Annotated in this window: 13 protein-coding genes; 6 read left to right on the top strand and 7 right to left on the bottom strand. The window is 69.5% G+C overall.

Translation table 11 applies throughout. The annotated features are described in order from the left end of the window. Window positions 1-127: 127 nt before the first annotated feature. On the bottom strand, window positions 128-2,980 hold the full coding sequence (locus tag O7543_RS20655; RefSeq protein ID WP_281552327.1) for a transglycosylase domain-containing protein: 2,853 nt from the start codon (window positions 2,978-2,980) through the stop codon (window positions 128-130). Between the two features lie 194 nt (window positions 2,981-3,174). After that, window positions 3,175-3,639 carry a DUF5318 family protein gene (locus tag O7543_RS20650; RefSeq protein ID WP_281552328.1) on the bottom strand — a complete coding sequence of 155 codons (465 nt, stop codon included), beginning with the start codon at window positions 3,637-3,639 and terminating at the stop codon, window positions 3,175-3,177. Window positions 3,640-3,812: 173 nt separating this feature from the next. Here O7543_RS20650 and O7543_RS20645 point away from each other — a divergent pair, with 173 nt between their 5' ends. Together O7543_RS20645 and O7543_RS20640 are read left to right on the top strand one after the other, a co-directional pair. Beyond that, window positions 3,813-4,481 (top strand): PadR family transcriptional regulator, encoded by a 669-nt coding sequence (locus tag O7543_RS20645; protein WP_281552329.1) that lies wholly within the window; start codon window positions 3,813-3,815, stop codon window positions 4,479-4,481. Window positions 4,482-4,504: 23 nt separating this feature from the next. After that, window positions 4,505-5,584: an inositol-3-phosphate synthase gene (locus O7543_RS20640; RefSeq protein ID WP_281555769.1), complete on the top strand. Its 1,080-nt coding sequence runs from the start codon at window positions 4,505-4,507 to the stop codon at window positions 5,582-5,584. Window positions 5,585-5,663: 79 nt separating this feature from the next. Here O7543_RS20640 and O7543_RS20635 read toward each other — a convergent pair whose 3' ends face one another. From O7543_RS20635 to O7543_RS20625, 3 genes are all read right to left on the bottom strand, one after another. After that, window positions 5,664-6,146, bottom strand: coding sequence for a methylated-DNA--[protein]-cysteine S-methyltransferase (locus O7543_RS20635; protein WP_281552330.1), 483 nt, complete (start codon window positions 6,144-6,146; stop codon window positions 5,664-5,666). Continuing rightward, window positions 6,112-6,726 (bottom strand): GNAT family N-acetyltransferase, encoded by a 615-nt coding sequence (locus O7543_RS20630; protein WP_281552331.1) that lies wholly within the window; start codon window positions 6,724-6,726, stop codon window positions 6,112-6,114. The genes O7543_RS20635 and O7543_RS20630 overlap by 35 nt, the downstream gene beginning before the upstream one ends. Window positions 6,727-6,846: 120 nt before the next feature. Then, entirely contained in the window at window positions 6,847-7,044 is a 198-nt protein-coding gene (locus O7543_RS20625) for a hypothetical protein (protein WP_281552332.1), read from the bottom strand. Between the two features lie 696 nt (window positions 7,045-7,740). Here O7543_RS20625 and O7543_RS20620 point away from each other — a divergent pair. Both O7543_RS20620 and O7543_RS20615 read left to right on the top strand, forming a co-directional pair. Continuing rightward, on the top strand, window positions 7,741-8,112 hold the full coding sequence (locus O7543_RS20620; protein WP_281552333.1) for a hypothetical protein: 372 nt from the start codon (window positions 7,741-7,743) through the stop codon (window positions 8,110-8,112). Window positions 8,113-8,211: 99 nt separating this feature from the next. Then, on the top strand, window positions 8,212-8,418 hold the full coding sequence (locus O7543_RS20615; protein ID WP_281552334.1) for a hypothetical protein: 207 nt from the start codon (window positions 8,212-8,214) through the stop codon (window positions 8,416-8,418). 20 nt (window positions 8,419-8,438) lie between these two features. Here O7543_RS20615 and O7543_RS20610 read toward each other — a convergent pair whose 3' ends face one another. Next, entirely contained in the window at window positions 8,439-9,239 is an 801-nt protein-coding gene (locus O7543_RS20610; RefSeq protein WP_281552335.1) for a hypothetical protein, read from the bottom strand. Window positions 9,240-9,368: 129 nt separating this feature from the next. Next, complete coding sequence (locus O7543_RS20605) at window positions 9,369-10,907, bottom strand: CCA tRNA nucleotidyltransferase (RefSeq protein WP_281552336.1); 1,539 nt, start codon at window positions 10,905-10,907, stop codon at window positions 9,369-9,371. A 59-nt stretch (window positions 10,908-10,966) separates the two neighbouring features. On the opposite strand from O7543_RS20605, the gene O7543_RS20600 reads away from it, so the two are divergent. Both O7543_RS20600 and murJ read left to right on the top strand, forming a co-directional pair. After that, window positions 10,967-12,022, top strand: coding sequence for a hypothetical protein (locus tag O7543_RS20600; protein WP_281552337.1), 1,056 nt, complete (start codon window positions 10,967-10,969; stop codon window positions 12,020-12,022). 55 nt (window positions 12,023-12,077) lie between these two features. Next, entirely contained in the window at window positions 12,078-13,859 is a 1,782-nt protein-coding gene (murJ, locus tag O7543_RS20595) for a murein biosynthesis integral membrane protein MurJ (protein ID WP_281552338.1), read from the top strand. Window positions 13,860-13,917: the final 58 nt, after the last annotated feature.

Genomic DNA, 13,917 nt, shown 5'->3' with positions numbered 1-13,917 from the left:
TACTCGACCTGCTTTCGTCTGCCCAGGACCGGCATGTCGAGTTCAGCTAACTACCGCGCCGGCCGGTGACCAGGTCAGTTGACCTGGTCACCGGCCGGCGCGGTAGTTGCCTATCTACGTCCGTCGATCAGCGTGTCGGCGGTGGCAGCGTCGGCGGCACCGTGGTGCCGCCGGCACCACCGCCGAAGTCGAACCCGATGCCACCGTCGCCACCCTGGTCGTCACCGTCGTTGGGGTCGGCACCGTTACCGGGAGTACGGGTGGGGTCACCTTCGTCATCGTCCTGGTCGCCGTTGTTGTTTCCGCGGCCTGGGCAGAACAGGTCGCCCAGCGGGCCGTCACAGATCCCGCCCTGTCCCGGCTCTTCCGGGTCCGGCGGCGGCGGTGCCGGGGACTTGCCGTTGCCGGCGTCGACGCTGCCGATCTCCCGGGCAGCCGGGAACTGTTCGACGTCCATCCCCTTGTGCGCCTCGTTCATGAAGCGCTGCCAGATGATGGCGGGCAGTCCACTACCACCGATCTTGTTGTTGTTCTTGTCGCGGATCGCCTCGCGGTCCCCGACGTTGCCGACCCACACTGCTGTCGCGATCTGCGGCGTGTACCCGACCATCCAGGCGTCGCCGTTCTCGCCGCTGGACTCGTTGAGCTCCCAGGTGCCGGTCTTGCCGGCGACCGGACGCCCGCCGTTGAGGTCCCTGTTGATGTTGTTCGGGATCTGGGTCAGCACGTCGGTCAGGTCCGCCACCACCTCCTGCCGGATCCGCTGCTCCGGCTTGAGCTGCTCGCCACCGGCCGTCACCCATTCACCGCTGACCAGGTTCTTCTTCTCCACCGAGATCACAAAGTGGGCCTTGTTGTAGACCCCACGGTTGGCCAGCGTCGCCACCCCGTTGGCGTGGTCGAGCACGGTCACCGGGTACTGCCCGTACCCGACCACGTTGAAGAACGGCGACGGGGCGACCTCCTTCGGGTCGGCCGTGGTCAGGTCGTACGGCTTGTTGTCGGCGGTGTTCCACATGGTGCCGACGCCGGCCGCCTTGGCCATCCCGACCACCTTGTCGGCACCGATCTGCTCGGTGACGTGGTAGAAGGGCACGTTGTAGGACTGGACGGTGGAAAACTCCAGCGAGCACCACTCGCCACAGCTGGCGTTCCGGCCGGCGTTCTGCACCTGGATCTCGGTGCCCTCGACCTTGAACGGCTTGGCCGTCCAGTGCGAGTCGACCGAGATGTCGTTGTCCAGGGCGGCGGCCAATGTGTAGATCTTGAACGTCGAGCCGGGTGAGTGGCCGCCGGTCCACTGGCCGTTCTCGTAGTTGCGGCCGGCGTAGTCATGCCCGGTGCCGTTGTCGCCGCCGAAGTAGGCGAGCACCCGGCCGGTCTCCGGATCGATCGCGACCATCGCCGCCATCAGGTTCTCCGGCTGGCCCTCCATAGCCGACCCCTTGGCCTTACGCCAGATCGCCTTCTCCGCAGCGTCCTGCATCTTCGCGTCGATCGTCGTGACGACGCGGTAGCCGCCCTGCCGCAGCTCCTGCGAGCAGGTGTCCGGCGTGCAGATGCCCATCTGCACCATCTCGTCGCGGACGTAGTTGATGACGTTGCCCTCGGGGGTGTTGATCCCGCAGTCGATGATGCAGCTGTTCGGGTCGACCTGCCGGATCTCCGGGTACTCGGTCGGTCGCTCGGCCTCGGGCAGCCAACCCATCTCGACCATGCCACCGATCACGTACTCCCAGCGGACCTTGGCGTCGGCCTCGTTGACTGCCGGGTCGTAGCCCTGGTGCCCGGTGGTTGCGTCCGGCTCCGGCTGCTTGATGACCGCCGCGATCACCGCCCCCTCGGCGACCGACAGGTCGGCGACCGACTTGCCGAAGTACTGCTGTGCGGCGGCCTCGATGCCGTACGCGCCGCGGCCGAAGTAGATCGTGTTCAGGTAGAAGCCCATGATCTCGGACTTGTCGTACCGGTCGGTGAGCTTCGAGGCCAGCACCGCCTCGCGGACCTTTCGGGCGTAGGAGACCTCCTGCAGGTCCATCGCGTTCCGGGCGTACTGCTGGGTGATCGTCGAGGCACCTTGCCGGGTGCCGCCGGTGAAGTTGTTCCAGGCCGCTCGGGCGATACCGACGTAGTCGACGCCGGAGTGCTCGTAGAACTTGCGGTCCTCGGCGGAGGCCACCGCCCGCTGCACGTGCTCGGGGATCTGGTCGACGGTGACGAACACCCGGTTGAACTCGCCCAGCTTGGCGATCCGGGTGGTGCCGTCGCTGGCGTACATCGTGCTGGCCAGCGGAAGCGGCAGCTCCTCGGGCAGGGCCACTGTCGTGGAGTAGTAGGTGCCGCCGACGACGGCACCACCGGTGAGCATGATCAGGACCGCGAACGACGCGATCAGCAGGTTGATCCGCCGACGCTGCTTGGCCCGTTTCGCTGCGGCAGGGTCGCTGCCGCGACCGCCCCGGCCACGGCGTCCCGGACCGGACGGGCCGTCGGGTCCGCCGGGTCCGCCGGGACCGCCGGGACCTCCGCCGAACTCACCGGCCGGCGAGACCGGTCGTACGCTGGCCCGCCCGACGGTCGCCCGGCCGACTCCGGAACGGCCGGCGGCACCGCCGACCGAGGCGCTGCCACCGACCGGGGCGCCACCGCTGACCGGAGCCCGGCCACCGACCGAGGCCCGACCGGCTGGACCGCCGCCGACCGACGCTCGTCCGGCGGAGGCCCGTCCGGCGGAGGCGCCGCTGACCGGAGCCCGGCCACCGACCGAGGCCCGACCGGCGCCGGGGTTGGCCGGTCCACGGGAAGCATCTCCGCCGTACCGACCCGCGTCGGAGTCGCCCCGCGCGGAGGGGCCGCGGGCCGGCCCGGCGTCGTCCGTCCCGGCCCAGTGGTAGTCATCCGGCTCGGATCCGTATCCGCCACCGCTGCCTGGACTGTAGGCACGCCCGTGGGCGGAGTTGGGGTCGCCGTACGAGTTCATGTGTCACACCCTGCCGGTTGCGGTGGTGCGCTCCAGCGCCACCACCGGTCTGCCGTGAGTTGGCCCACTACCGGTGCCGGAGCGACACCAGCAGCCGAAAGCCACTTCATCAGAAATATCGTGACTTGTCCGGTCAACCAGTAACCTTGCCCTGCCTACTCTCTGGTGCCTACGCAGCGACCGGGCAATCAGGTTCACCGTTGGGCCTCTCGCCTTCGTTTGGTCATCGATGGACGGCCGCCGCCGGACACGGCGATCGCGCCGTCAGCCTCGCCGTCACCGCCGGCGGCACCTAGACCGTCCCGGCCGAGAAGATACTGCTCCACCAGGTGGTTCCAGTTACAGACGCGACACACCTCGACGACGTACACCTGGAACTCACGCAGCGTCATCGCCAGCAGCGACAACTCGGCCCGGTTTCGGGCCTGTCCGGCGGACTGCTTCAGCTCATCGCCATAGATGTAGTGCACGTGGGTCAGGTTCTCGCGGTGACAGATCGGGCAGCTCTCGTCGGTCGACTCGCCGTGGTACCGGGCAGCACTCTTCAGGTATGGCGAGGCATCGCAAACCTCATGGCTGCTCACCCGGCCGGCGAACACCTCGCGCAGCACTGCTCGCCGCTGAAGCGAGTAGTCGACGACCTGACGCTGCGAACGCATGGCCACGAGCGTACGCGGTCCCCGCTGACCTTGGCGACTACGGTCACGATCAGTAGCCGACCGTACGCAAGGAACCATTTGCCCGGTGTCTGGTTTCCGTCTACCGTGTCGATGTATCGGCTCGATACATCGGATCGACGAAGCCGGGCAGACCACGAGGTAGGAGGGGCAGCGTGCTCGAACTCGCCATCCTCGGCCTGCTTCAGGAGTCCCCTATGCACGGTTACGAGCTCCGTAAGGAACTCGCCGCCAAGCTCGGGGCGATCCGTGCCGCGATCAGCTACGGCTCGCTGTATCCCACCCTGCGCAGGCTGCAGGCCAACGGCCTGATCGCCGAAGCCGACGACCCCACGACCACCGACGCGGAGATCCCGGCACTGACCAGCCGCCGCGGCCGGGTCGTCTACACCATCACCGCCGAAGGCAAGGAACGGTTCGCCGACCTGATCGCCCAGACCGGTCCGGAGACCTACGAGGACACCGGGTTCGGCGTGCACTTCGCCTTCTTCTCCCGGACCGACCGGGCCACCCGGCTGCGAATCCTGGAGGGGCGGCGGCGCAAGATCGAGGAGCGCCGGGAAGGGCTCCGCGAGGTGCTCGGTCGAGCCGCGGAACGGCTCGACGCGTACACCCTCGAACTCCAGCGGCACGGACTCGACGCCTGCGAACGCGAGGTCCGGTGGCTGGAGGAGCTGATCGCCAGCGAGCGGTCCGGCCGGGCCCCACGCACCGGCCACCCCGATCCCATGAAGTTCGAACCCGCAGAGAACGATCCGCCCCCGCCTGGACAGACCAGGGAGGCTCCGCCGGGACAGCCCGGAGACGAGCCGGAGCGGCCGTGAAGAACAAGAAGGAGGCAAACGCGATGGGCTCCGTCCGCGTCGCCATCGTCGGTGTCGGAAACTGCGCCTCGTCCCTGGTCCAGGGCGTGGAGTACTACCGCAACGCCGACCCCAACGACCGCGTTCCGGGTCTCATGCACGTCACCTTCGGCGACTACCACGTATCGGACGTGGAGTTCGTCGCGGCGTTCGACGTGGACGCCAAGAAGGTCGGCATGGACCTCGCCGAGGCGATCAACGCCAGCGAGAACAACACCATCACCTTCTGCGACGTACCGCCCACCGGGGTGCTGGTGCAGCGTGGCCCCACCCTCGACGGGGTAGGCGAGTACTACCAGGAGGTCATCCAGGAATCCGACCAGCAGCCGGTCGACATCGCCCAGGCGCTGCGCGACGCGCGCGCCGAGGTGGTCGTCTGCTACCTGCCGGTCGGCTCCGAGCAGGCCGCCCGGCACTACGCGCAGGCCGCCATCGACGCCGGTTGCGCCTTCGTCAACGCCCTGCCGGTGTTCATCGCCTCGGACCCGGTCTGGGCGCAGAAGTTCACCGACGCCGGGCTGCCGATCGTCGGCGACGACATCAAGAGCCAGGTCGGCGCAACCATCGTGCACCGGGCCCTGGCCAAGCTGTTCGAGGACCGGGGCGTCGAGCTGCTGCGCACGTACCAGCTGAACTTCGGCGGCAACATGGACTTCATGAACATGCTGGAGCGCACCCGGCTGGTCTCCAAGAAGATCTCGAAGACCCAGTCGGTGACCTCCCAGGTGCCGCACGAAATGGCCAAGAGCGACGTGCACATCGGCCCGTCCGACCACGTGCCGTGGCTCGACGACCGCAAGTGGGCGTACATCCGGCTGGAGGGCCGCTCGTTCGGTGACACCCCGCTGAACGCCGAACTCAAGCTTGAGGTCTGGGACTCACCCAACTCCGCCGGCGTGATCATCGACGCGCTGCGCGCGGCGAAGATCGCCCTCGACCGGGGCGTCGGCGGCCCGGTCCTGTCGGCCTCGTCCTACTTCATGAAGTCGCCGCCGGAGCAGTACGCCGACCACGACGCCCGCCAGGCGGTCGAGGACTTCATCGTCAACAAGATCGAGCGCTGATCCCGGCCGTTCGCCGGCCGATCGGCACCTCGCGTCGCCGGGCGGTCCCGCTGCTGTAGCGGGGCCGCCCGCGCCGCGTTCAGGTCCATGCCTGCCGCAGCGCCACCGCCGCCTCCAGCTCCAGCAGGTGCCGTTTGCGGGGCAGCCCGCCGCCGAAGCCGACCAGCTTGCCGCCGGCCCCGACGATCCGGTGGCAGGGCACGATCACCGGGATCGGGTTGCGGTTGCAGGCCACTCCGACCGCCCGCGCCGCCTGCGGGTCGCCCACCGCCGCAGCGACCGCACCGTAGGTTTCGGTCTGTCCGTACGGGATGTCGGTCATCCGCCGCCACACGGCCCGCTCGAACTCCGTGCCCCGCCGCACCGACAGCGGCACCGTGAAACCGGTGGACGCACCGGCGAAGTAGCCGCGCAGTTGGTCGAGCGCCGCGCACAGCACCGGGTCCGTCGGCGCGGTGTCGACCACCTCGTCGGTACGCCCGAACAGCACCCGGCACACGCCGACGTCGTCAACCGCCACCGACAGCTCACCGATCGGTGAGTCCAGCACCGCCCATCGCATCCGCCGATTGTCCGCCGGTCGGCTGACTGGCCGGGTCACCGGGTGCGGGCGGCACCGCGGCCGACATGAACAGGGCCACCTCGTCGGCGTACGGCGGCGGGTAGCGGGTGGTGTCGATACCGCTCAGGGTGAAGCCGAGCCGGCGGTACGCGCGTACCGCCGCGACGTTGACGTTCTGGGTCTCCAACCAGATCTCCCGGGCGGCGTTCTCCCGGGCGGTGACCCGGGCGATGCCGATCAGCTCCCGGGCCACCCCGCGCCGACGGTACGCCGGGGCCACGTGCAGCTCATTGACCACCTGCCGCCCGTTCCACCGCTGGTAGGTGGTCGCCATGAAGCCGACCGGCTGGTCGCCGTCGATCGCGAGCGCGTACAGGTCCCACGGCCGACCGCCCTCGGTGACTCCTTCGGTCAGGTCGTACCGTTTGCGCACCGGCGGCGACACCGGCACCTCCCGCAGCGTGAAACCGTCGGTACCGGCCACGACGTGGTACATCGAGGTGGCGACGAACGATGTGTCGAGCTGCCGAATCGCGGCCAGGTCGGCGGGGGTCGGCACCGAGCGGACGAGCACCTGCACCCGCCGATTGTCCCATCGGACCGGCAGCTGGACGACAGCTCGAGGCCCGACCGATCCCCGCCGGCGTCACCTGGGACGCAGCGCGACCGGCCTGGCAGACCTGGGCTCGGCTGGATCTCGTCAGCCGATGAACCGTAACCGCTCGCGGGTGCCGTCCGGGTAGGTAACGTGCAGGGCACCGCCCTCACGTTCGACCGCATCGAGGATCGCGTCGTAGAGCAGCACGGACCGGTTGAGGATGTCGGTCTTGGAATCGCCGGTCTCACCGGCGATCTTCTCCAAGGCCGAGATCGCCCTCGGAGTGAAGTTCGCCGTCACGCGGGTCAGCGCTCCGACAGCCGCAGTCCCGGCTGTGGAGGACTCCTCGCGGCGGCCCCCGGTACCGGTGTGTTCGGTCGAACCGTTCGAGGGCCGACCCGATGCGGCCGATCGCACTCCGTCAGGAGCATTTGGTAGTGGACTCATGACTGCCTGTCTCCTTTGCGTGACGAGCTGGTCACGGACGTCGTCCCGACAATCAGGACCATTGGCCCCACGCACGCCGCCACTCAGGGTAACCGAACGGGCGTACGTTGTAGATGATGCCACATCTGCATCGAATATGTGCCCCTCTTGCGTATGAGTGATGTACCTCAGACATACGATCTGACATCCACCAACCTGCTAGATCTTGGTCCGGTCAAGCTAGCGCTTCCTGAGTTGCGAATCAATCTCAAGTTTCACATCCCACAGCCCTCGACCACGACAGGTGTGCCCTCGGCTTCACCCGAAGCGGATGAATGCGCTCCGCGACCGGTCATCAGGGATCGATTCGACGGCCAACCCAGAGTCCAATCACATTGAGTGACACATCAGTCACCCCTAGATCCGACGAGTTATGGCAGCCAGATACGTGCTTCATGCGTGTATCGTCAGCGTGTCTCACACACTATGAGGCACTCTCAGTTGCATAGACTGCTACACGAAGACCGATCACGTTCAGTTCACTCTGCTACGAGGATGCGAGAAGTACGGATGGCAGACGGAGCCCAGCGGGACACCCGGGAGATCGACCTCGCACACGAGGAGCCCAGCGCCAAGGCTGAACAGGTCCCGATACAGCCCGACAAGATGACGGTCAGCGTCCGCAACCGCTTGCTGACCCTGCGCGGCGCCGTCGAGGTCAAGGGACAACTCCACCAAACGATCAACCTGGCGATTGTCTGCGCGTCGACTCTGCTCACCACGGTCGTGGTGGCTGCGGTCTGCCGTGCGGCGTCCGTGCCGTACTGGTGGCTGACCCTGGCAGCGACGGCTCTGGCCGGTGTCTGCGTCTTCTTCGTCGGGCTGCGTCTCCTGACACCGACGCCGCATCCCCGCACTCGATCCGGCCGGCGCCCCGGCTGACCAGGCTGGCCGCCCTCGACGCCCGCCATCTGACGACGGCATCACCAATCTTACGAGAAAGGAACACTAATGTCCCAGACCAGGACGCTTGACCTTAAATTGGGCCGACGGTGGCGGCTCCAGGTCACCTGGGGCCCACGACGGCTCCTCCGCGAGGACTACGTCGAGAGCATCATCGTGGACAGCGACCACGAGCTGCGGTCACAGCTGATGTCGCTCGCTTCCGACCCGTGGGTTCAGGACATCCACTGCGAGCGCTACTACGGGACCCGGCCGGCGCGGCGGTACCGGACGGCGAACTGCTGAGTGGACTTGTCACCTGACTCTCAGCGCTTGGACATCTCTGCGGTGTGGAGCGTCGTGCGCTGTGTCATGGTGTCGCCGTCGCACTGGTAGCTGGCCGGGTCGAACTCGACGATCAGGGCCTGGCTCTCCGAGTCGACACCCGGGGCGCTCAACGTGACCGTGCCGTCCGCGTCGACGTCGCTGAAGGAGACCGTGCCCTCCAGGGCACGGAAGCGGTAGGTGACCCGTCCGCTGATGGTGAGGGTGACGACGGTCCCGGCTACGAATCCTTCGAAGGTGGTGCCGTCGCCGTAGTCGGTGGTGCCCGATCCGTCCTCGCGCAGCTCGACCCGGGCACCGGGGCCGACGCCGGTGAACGTGGTCCTGCCGAACGGCTCGTCCAGCGCGATGTCCTCCTCGTACGAGTCCACCTGCCAGCTGCCGACCACGCATGGGTCCACCAGCGGCGGCGAGGCTTCCCTCGGGGTCGGAAGGTCGCTGGGGGTCGGAGAGGCACTCGGATCGGCCGTGACCCGGTTGCCGTCGTCAGTACCGCGGACCGCGATCAGCACGCCGATCGCCGCCACCAGTACGACGAACGTCGCGCCGAGGGCCACCAGCGGGACCAGGTAGGACCGGCCGCGGTCGGGCGGCTGCGGCGCCATCGGGTAGCCCGGATAGCTCGGCGCGCCGCTGCCCGGGTAGACCGGTGCCGGTGGCTGCTGCGGCGGGTGTCCGGGGTAGCCGGCCTGGCTGGACGGAACACCGCGGTACGTACCGCACTGGAGGCAGTAGCCGGCCTGGTTGACGGACGCACCGCCGCAGACCGCACACGGCTGCATCTGGGCCCTCCCGGTTGATCAGCTGTCGGTGGCGCGCGACCGCCAGCAAGATCGCCGCACCCGTCCGTCCTGCGACGGTAGTCGAGCGGCACAACGCCCGGTAACCACCGGTCCGGGCGTGACGGGTGGCTAACCGGCGTCGGGCAGGATCCCTTCGGCCCGTGCCCACCGCAGCAGCTCCGCCTCGGCCTCGTCGCGGTCCAGCGGCCCGCGCTCCAGCCGGGTCTCCTTGAGGTGCCGCCAGGCCCGACCGACGACCGGTCCCGGCGGTACGCCGAGCAGCTCCATGATCGCGTTGCCGTCCAGGTCGGGGCGGACCCGGGCCAGATCCTCCTCGGCCTGGATCCGGGCGATCCGCTCCTCCAGCGCGTCGTAGTCGGCGGCCAGCGCGGCGGCCTTGCGCCGGTTGCGGGTGGTGCAGTCGGACCGGGTCAGTTTGTGCAGTCGGGGCAGCAGATCCTCGGCGTCGGTGACGTAGCGGCGGACCGCCGAGTCGGTCCACTCGCCCCGGCCGTACCCGTAGAACCGCAGGTGCAGGCCGACCAGCTTGGCCACCTGGGTGGTGACCTCCTTGGGGTAGCGCAGCGCCTTCATCCGGTGCCGGGTCATCCGGGCACCGACCACCTCGTGGTGGTGGAAGCTGACCCGGCCGTCCGACCCGACCGCCTTGGTCGCCGGCTTGCCGACGTCGTGCATCAGCGCCGCCATCCGCAGCACGAAGTCGCAGCCGTCGCTCTCCAGCCGGACGGCGTTGCTCACCACGGTCAGCGTGTGTTCGTACACGTCCTTGTGCTGGGCGTGCTCGTCGATCTCCAGCCGCAGCCCGGACAGCTCCGGCAGGAACCGGTCGGCCAGCCCGGAGTCGACCAGCAGCCGCAACCCGGCGACCGGGTCGGCGCCGCACAGCAGCTTGCTGAACTCGTCCCGGATCCGCTCGGCGGTGATCCGGTCCAGGTCGGCCGCCATGGCGGCCATCGCCGCGCGGACGTCCGGATGCACGGCGAACCTCAGCTGCGCGGCGAACCGGGCGGCCCGTAGCATCCGCAGCGGGTCGTCGCCGAACGAGTCCTGCGGCGTCCCCGGGGTACGGATGATCTTCGCGGCCAGATCGCTGACCCCGCCGTACGGGTCGGTGAACCGGTGCTCGGGCAGGCTGACCGCCATCGCGTTGATGGTGAAGTCGCGCCGCCGCAGGTCGTCGGCGAGACTGGTGCCGTAGGCGACCACCGGGTTGCGGGTCACCCCGTCGTAGGCCTCCGCCCGGTAGGTGGTGATCTCCAGGGTCATCCCACCCCGCCGGGCACCGATGGTGCCGAACTCACGGCCGGTCTCCCAGATCGCCTCCGCCCAGCCCTTGAGCACCCCCAGGGTCTGGTCCGGGTGCGCGTCGGTGCAGAAGTCCAGGTCGCTGCCGAGTCGGCCGAGCAGCGCGTCGCGGACCGAGCCGCCGACCAGGTGCAGCTCGTGGCCGGCGGCGGCGAACCGGTTGCCGAGTTCGTCGGCGACCGGGGAGACCCGGAGCAGTTCGGTGACGGCGTTGCGTTGCACGGCGGTCAGATCGCCCGGGGTCGCCGCGGTGCGGTCGGACCCGACGGTGGCACGAGCGTCAGGGGCCCGACGATCGGTGGCGCGGGCATCGGTGGCGCGAGGCGCGGAGGTTTCGGACATGGGATCGCCAGAGTAGCCGCTGTGGCCGTCGCCGCCCCCGCCGGGCAGGATGAGTCACCGTGCCGATTCCCGAACCGTTGGCCAGCCTGACCACCGATCCGACCTTCTGGGCGGCGTACCTGCCGCCGGTGGCCGGACCCGCACCGGCCCACCACGCGCAGACCCGGGTGGTGCTGCCGGTCGCCGACGGCTACGGCCTGGTGCTGGAGATCGATCTCGGGTACGGCGAATGCCTGCTCGGCCTGCGCCAACCGGGGGCGTCCGAACCGCTGCCGCTGGCCCGGCTGGATCCGGGCCGGCCGTACGCGGCGGTGCTGCGCTGGGCGGAGCTGGACCTGATCGGCCGGTTGCTCGCCCTGGACGATCCGGCGTGGCCGCATCCCGGTCTGCTGGTGGCGCTGCTGCACCGGTACGCACCACCGGCCGGTGACCCGCCGGCGGCGGACCGGGCAGCCACCATGCTGGCCACCGCGCTGCGCGCACTGCGCCGCGACGAGCCGTCGGGAACCGAAGACCCGGCAACACCTGATGGCCCGGCGACCTCTGGCGACGGCCCGGCGGGCGAGCCGGGCGTCGCCGACGCGTCGGCGACGACGGCGGGTCCGGTGCAGCCGCCGCTGGAGCTGTTCGCCGACCCGTCCTGGTGGCCGGCACCGGCCACGGTCGACCCTCGGATCCTCGACGACGAGTCGGTGGCCCGGCAGGTACGTGACCATCTCGACCACGGCGCCCGGACACACTGGCGGTACGCCGTCGGCTGGGGGTGGGTGGCCGCCGGGCAGCCGGACGGCCCTGGCGCACCGGCCCGCGTCCTCGGTGCGGAGTCCTTCCCGTTCGACGAGATCACCGAGTTGGTACGCCGCGCGGCGGCCCGGCACCGCCGGCTGCTCGACACGCCGTGGCGGCGTACGCCGGCCGTGGCCGAACTGGCCCGGCGGGCCCGCGACACCGGCGACCTGGCGGTGGTGCCGGTACTCGGTCGGACGCTGGCCGAGGCCGGCTGCGACCATCCGACGCTGCTGGACGCGCTGACCGAGCCGGTGGTGCCGGCCGAGGCCGCCTGGGTGGTTGACGCACTGTCGGGCATCGTCCCGGCCGACGACGACGGCCGATAGGCTCGAGCCTGCGTCCGGCGCGGCGGTTCCGGCGTACCGGCGGGGTGGAGGTCCGATGAGTAGCGGGTTGTACCGGAGCACGAACGCCGACCCCGGTCGGGGCGGCCCGGAGCCGGACGGCGCCACGCTGATCTCCGTTGGACCGGGCGGCCAGCCGGTAGTGGAGTCGACCGCGCCACCGTCCGAGCCGCCGGCGGCCATGCCGGACCCGGCGGTGCAGGAGCCGCAGGAGGGCGGCAGCGCCGCCACCAACAGCGCGGTCATGGCGCTGGGCAGCCTGGTCAGCCGGGGCACCGGCTTTCTGCGGACGCTGGTGCTGGCGGCGGCGCTCGGCGGATCGCTGGTCGGTAACGCCTACACCACGGCGCAGATCTTCCCCGGCATGGTCTACGAGTTCCTGCTCGGCGGAATCCTGACCAGCGTCCTGGTGCCGGTGCTGGTGCGGCGACGCAAGTCGGACCCGGACCGGGGTCAGGCGTACGCGCAGCGGCTGCTGTCGCTGGCGGTGCTGGCGCTGGCCGTCGCCACCCTGGTCGCGATGGCGGCGGCACCGCTGCTGACGCTGCTCTACTCCAGTGACCGCACCACGGAGGAGTTCCGTGACCTGGTCACTCTGCTGTCGTACCTGATGCTGCCGATGATCTTCTTCACCGGGTTGTCGGCGCTGGTCAGTGCGTTGTTGAACACCCGGGGGCACTTCGCGGCGCCGATGTGGGCACCGATCCTCAACAACCTGGTGGTGATCGCCACCCTGGGCACGTACATCGCGATCTTCGGTGCCCGGATCATCGAACCGGACGAGATGACCCCCGGCCGGATCGTGCTGCTCGGCGGCGGCACCCTGCTCGGCGTGGTGGTGCAGGCCGCCGGCCTGGTCCCGGCGCTGCGCAAGGTCGGTTTCCGGTGGCGCTGGCGGTTCGACTTCCGCCAATTGGGCCTCGCCGAACTGGGTCGGCTCGGGGTCTGGATGTTTTGCTACGTGGCGGTCAGCCAGCTCGGCCTGGTGGTGGTGTTCAACCTGCTGAACCGGGCGGGCGACGAGGACGAAGCCGGCCCGCTGATCTACAACAACGTGTTCCTGCTGCTGATGATGGCGCACGGCATCGTCGCCGTCTCGGTGATCACCGCGCTGATGCCGCGGATGAGCTCGGCCGCTGCCGACGGCCGCTACGCGGACATGGCCGTCGACCTGGCGCGCGGCACCCGGACGGTGACGGCGGTACTCGCGCCGATCGCCGTCTGCTACGCGGTGCTGGCCACCCCGGTTTCCTTCTCCTTGTTCCGGTACGGCGCGTTCGACACCGAAGCCGCCGACGCCACCGCCGTGGTGCTGCTGGCGGCGGCGGTCGCTCTGGTGCCGTTCGCGGTCAGTCAGTTGTTCACCTTCGGCTTCTACGCCCTGCCGGACACCCGCACCCCGGCGTTGATCAACATCCCGGTGGTGGCGCTGCGGATTCTCGTCCAGATCGGGCTGTTCGTCGCCCTGTCGGTGCAGTTCGCGGCGGCCGGCCTGATGATCGGCAACGGGGTCTCGTACCTGGCGGCGGCGGTGCTGTCGGCCTGGTTGCTGCGTCGCCGGGTCGGTCGGATCGGGTTCGGCGGAATCATGGTCACCTTCGGCAAGGTGGCGCTGGCGGCCAGCGGTGCCGCCCTGGCCGGGTGGCTTGTCGTCACGCTGCTGCCGGGTGGTGACACGCCGAGCCAGCCGTTGGCGATCCTGCAACTCGTCGGCGGCGGTGCCGCCGTCGGGCTGGTCTACCTCGGGTTGGCGGTGGTCCTGCGGATCCGCGAGATCGTCGACGTGCTGGCGATGGTGCGCCGTCGCCTCGGCCGCTGACCGTCGAGATCAGCCTGTGGACCAACCTGTGGATAACCGGGTTGGACACGCTCGACAC

It is taken from the genome of Solwaraspora sp. WMMA2080 (genome assembly GCF_027497395.1).
Taxonomy (GTDB): domain Bacteria; phylum Actinomycetota; class Actinomycetes; order Mycobacteriales; family Micromonosporaceae; genus Micromonospora_E.
Note: the sequence above shows the minus strand (reverse complement) of the source record. Positions and strands in the feature narration are given on the sequence as shown.

Bases quoted from the DNA above. Each gene is read 5' to 3' on its own strand.
- O7543_RS20655 (WP_281552327.1), bottom strand. From the start codon at position 2,980: ATGAACTCGTACGGCGACCCCAACTCCGCCCACGGGCGTGCCTACAGT.
- O7543_RS20650 (WP_281552328.1), bottom strand. From the start codon at position 3,639: ATGCGTTCGCAGCGTCAGGTCGTCGACTACTCGCTTCAGCGGCGAGCA.
- O7543_RS20640 (WP_281555769.1), top strand. From the start codon at position 4,505: ATGGGCTCCGTCCGCGTCGCCATCGTCGGTGTCGGAAACTGCGCCTCG.
- O7543_RS20635 (WP_281552330.1), bottom strand. From the start codon at position 6,146: ATGCGATGGGCGGTGCTGGACTCACCGATCGGTGAGCTGTCGGTGGCG.
- O7543_RS20620 (WP_281552333.1), top strand. From the start codon at position 7,741: ATGGCAGACGGAGCCCAGCGGGACACCCGGGAGATCGACCTCGCACAC.
- O7543_RS20610 (WP_281552335.1), bottom strand. From the start codon at position 9,239: ATGCAGCCGTGTGCGGTCTGCGGCGGTGCGTCCGTCAACCAGGCCGGC.
- O7543_RS20605 (WP_281552336.1), bottom strand. From the start codon at position 10,907: ATGTCCGAAACCTCCGCGCCTCGCGCCACCGATGCCCGCGCCACCGAT.
- murJ (WP_281552338.1), top strand. From the start codon at position 12,078: ATGAGTAGCGGGTTGTACCGGAGCACGAACGCCGACCCCGGTCGGGGC.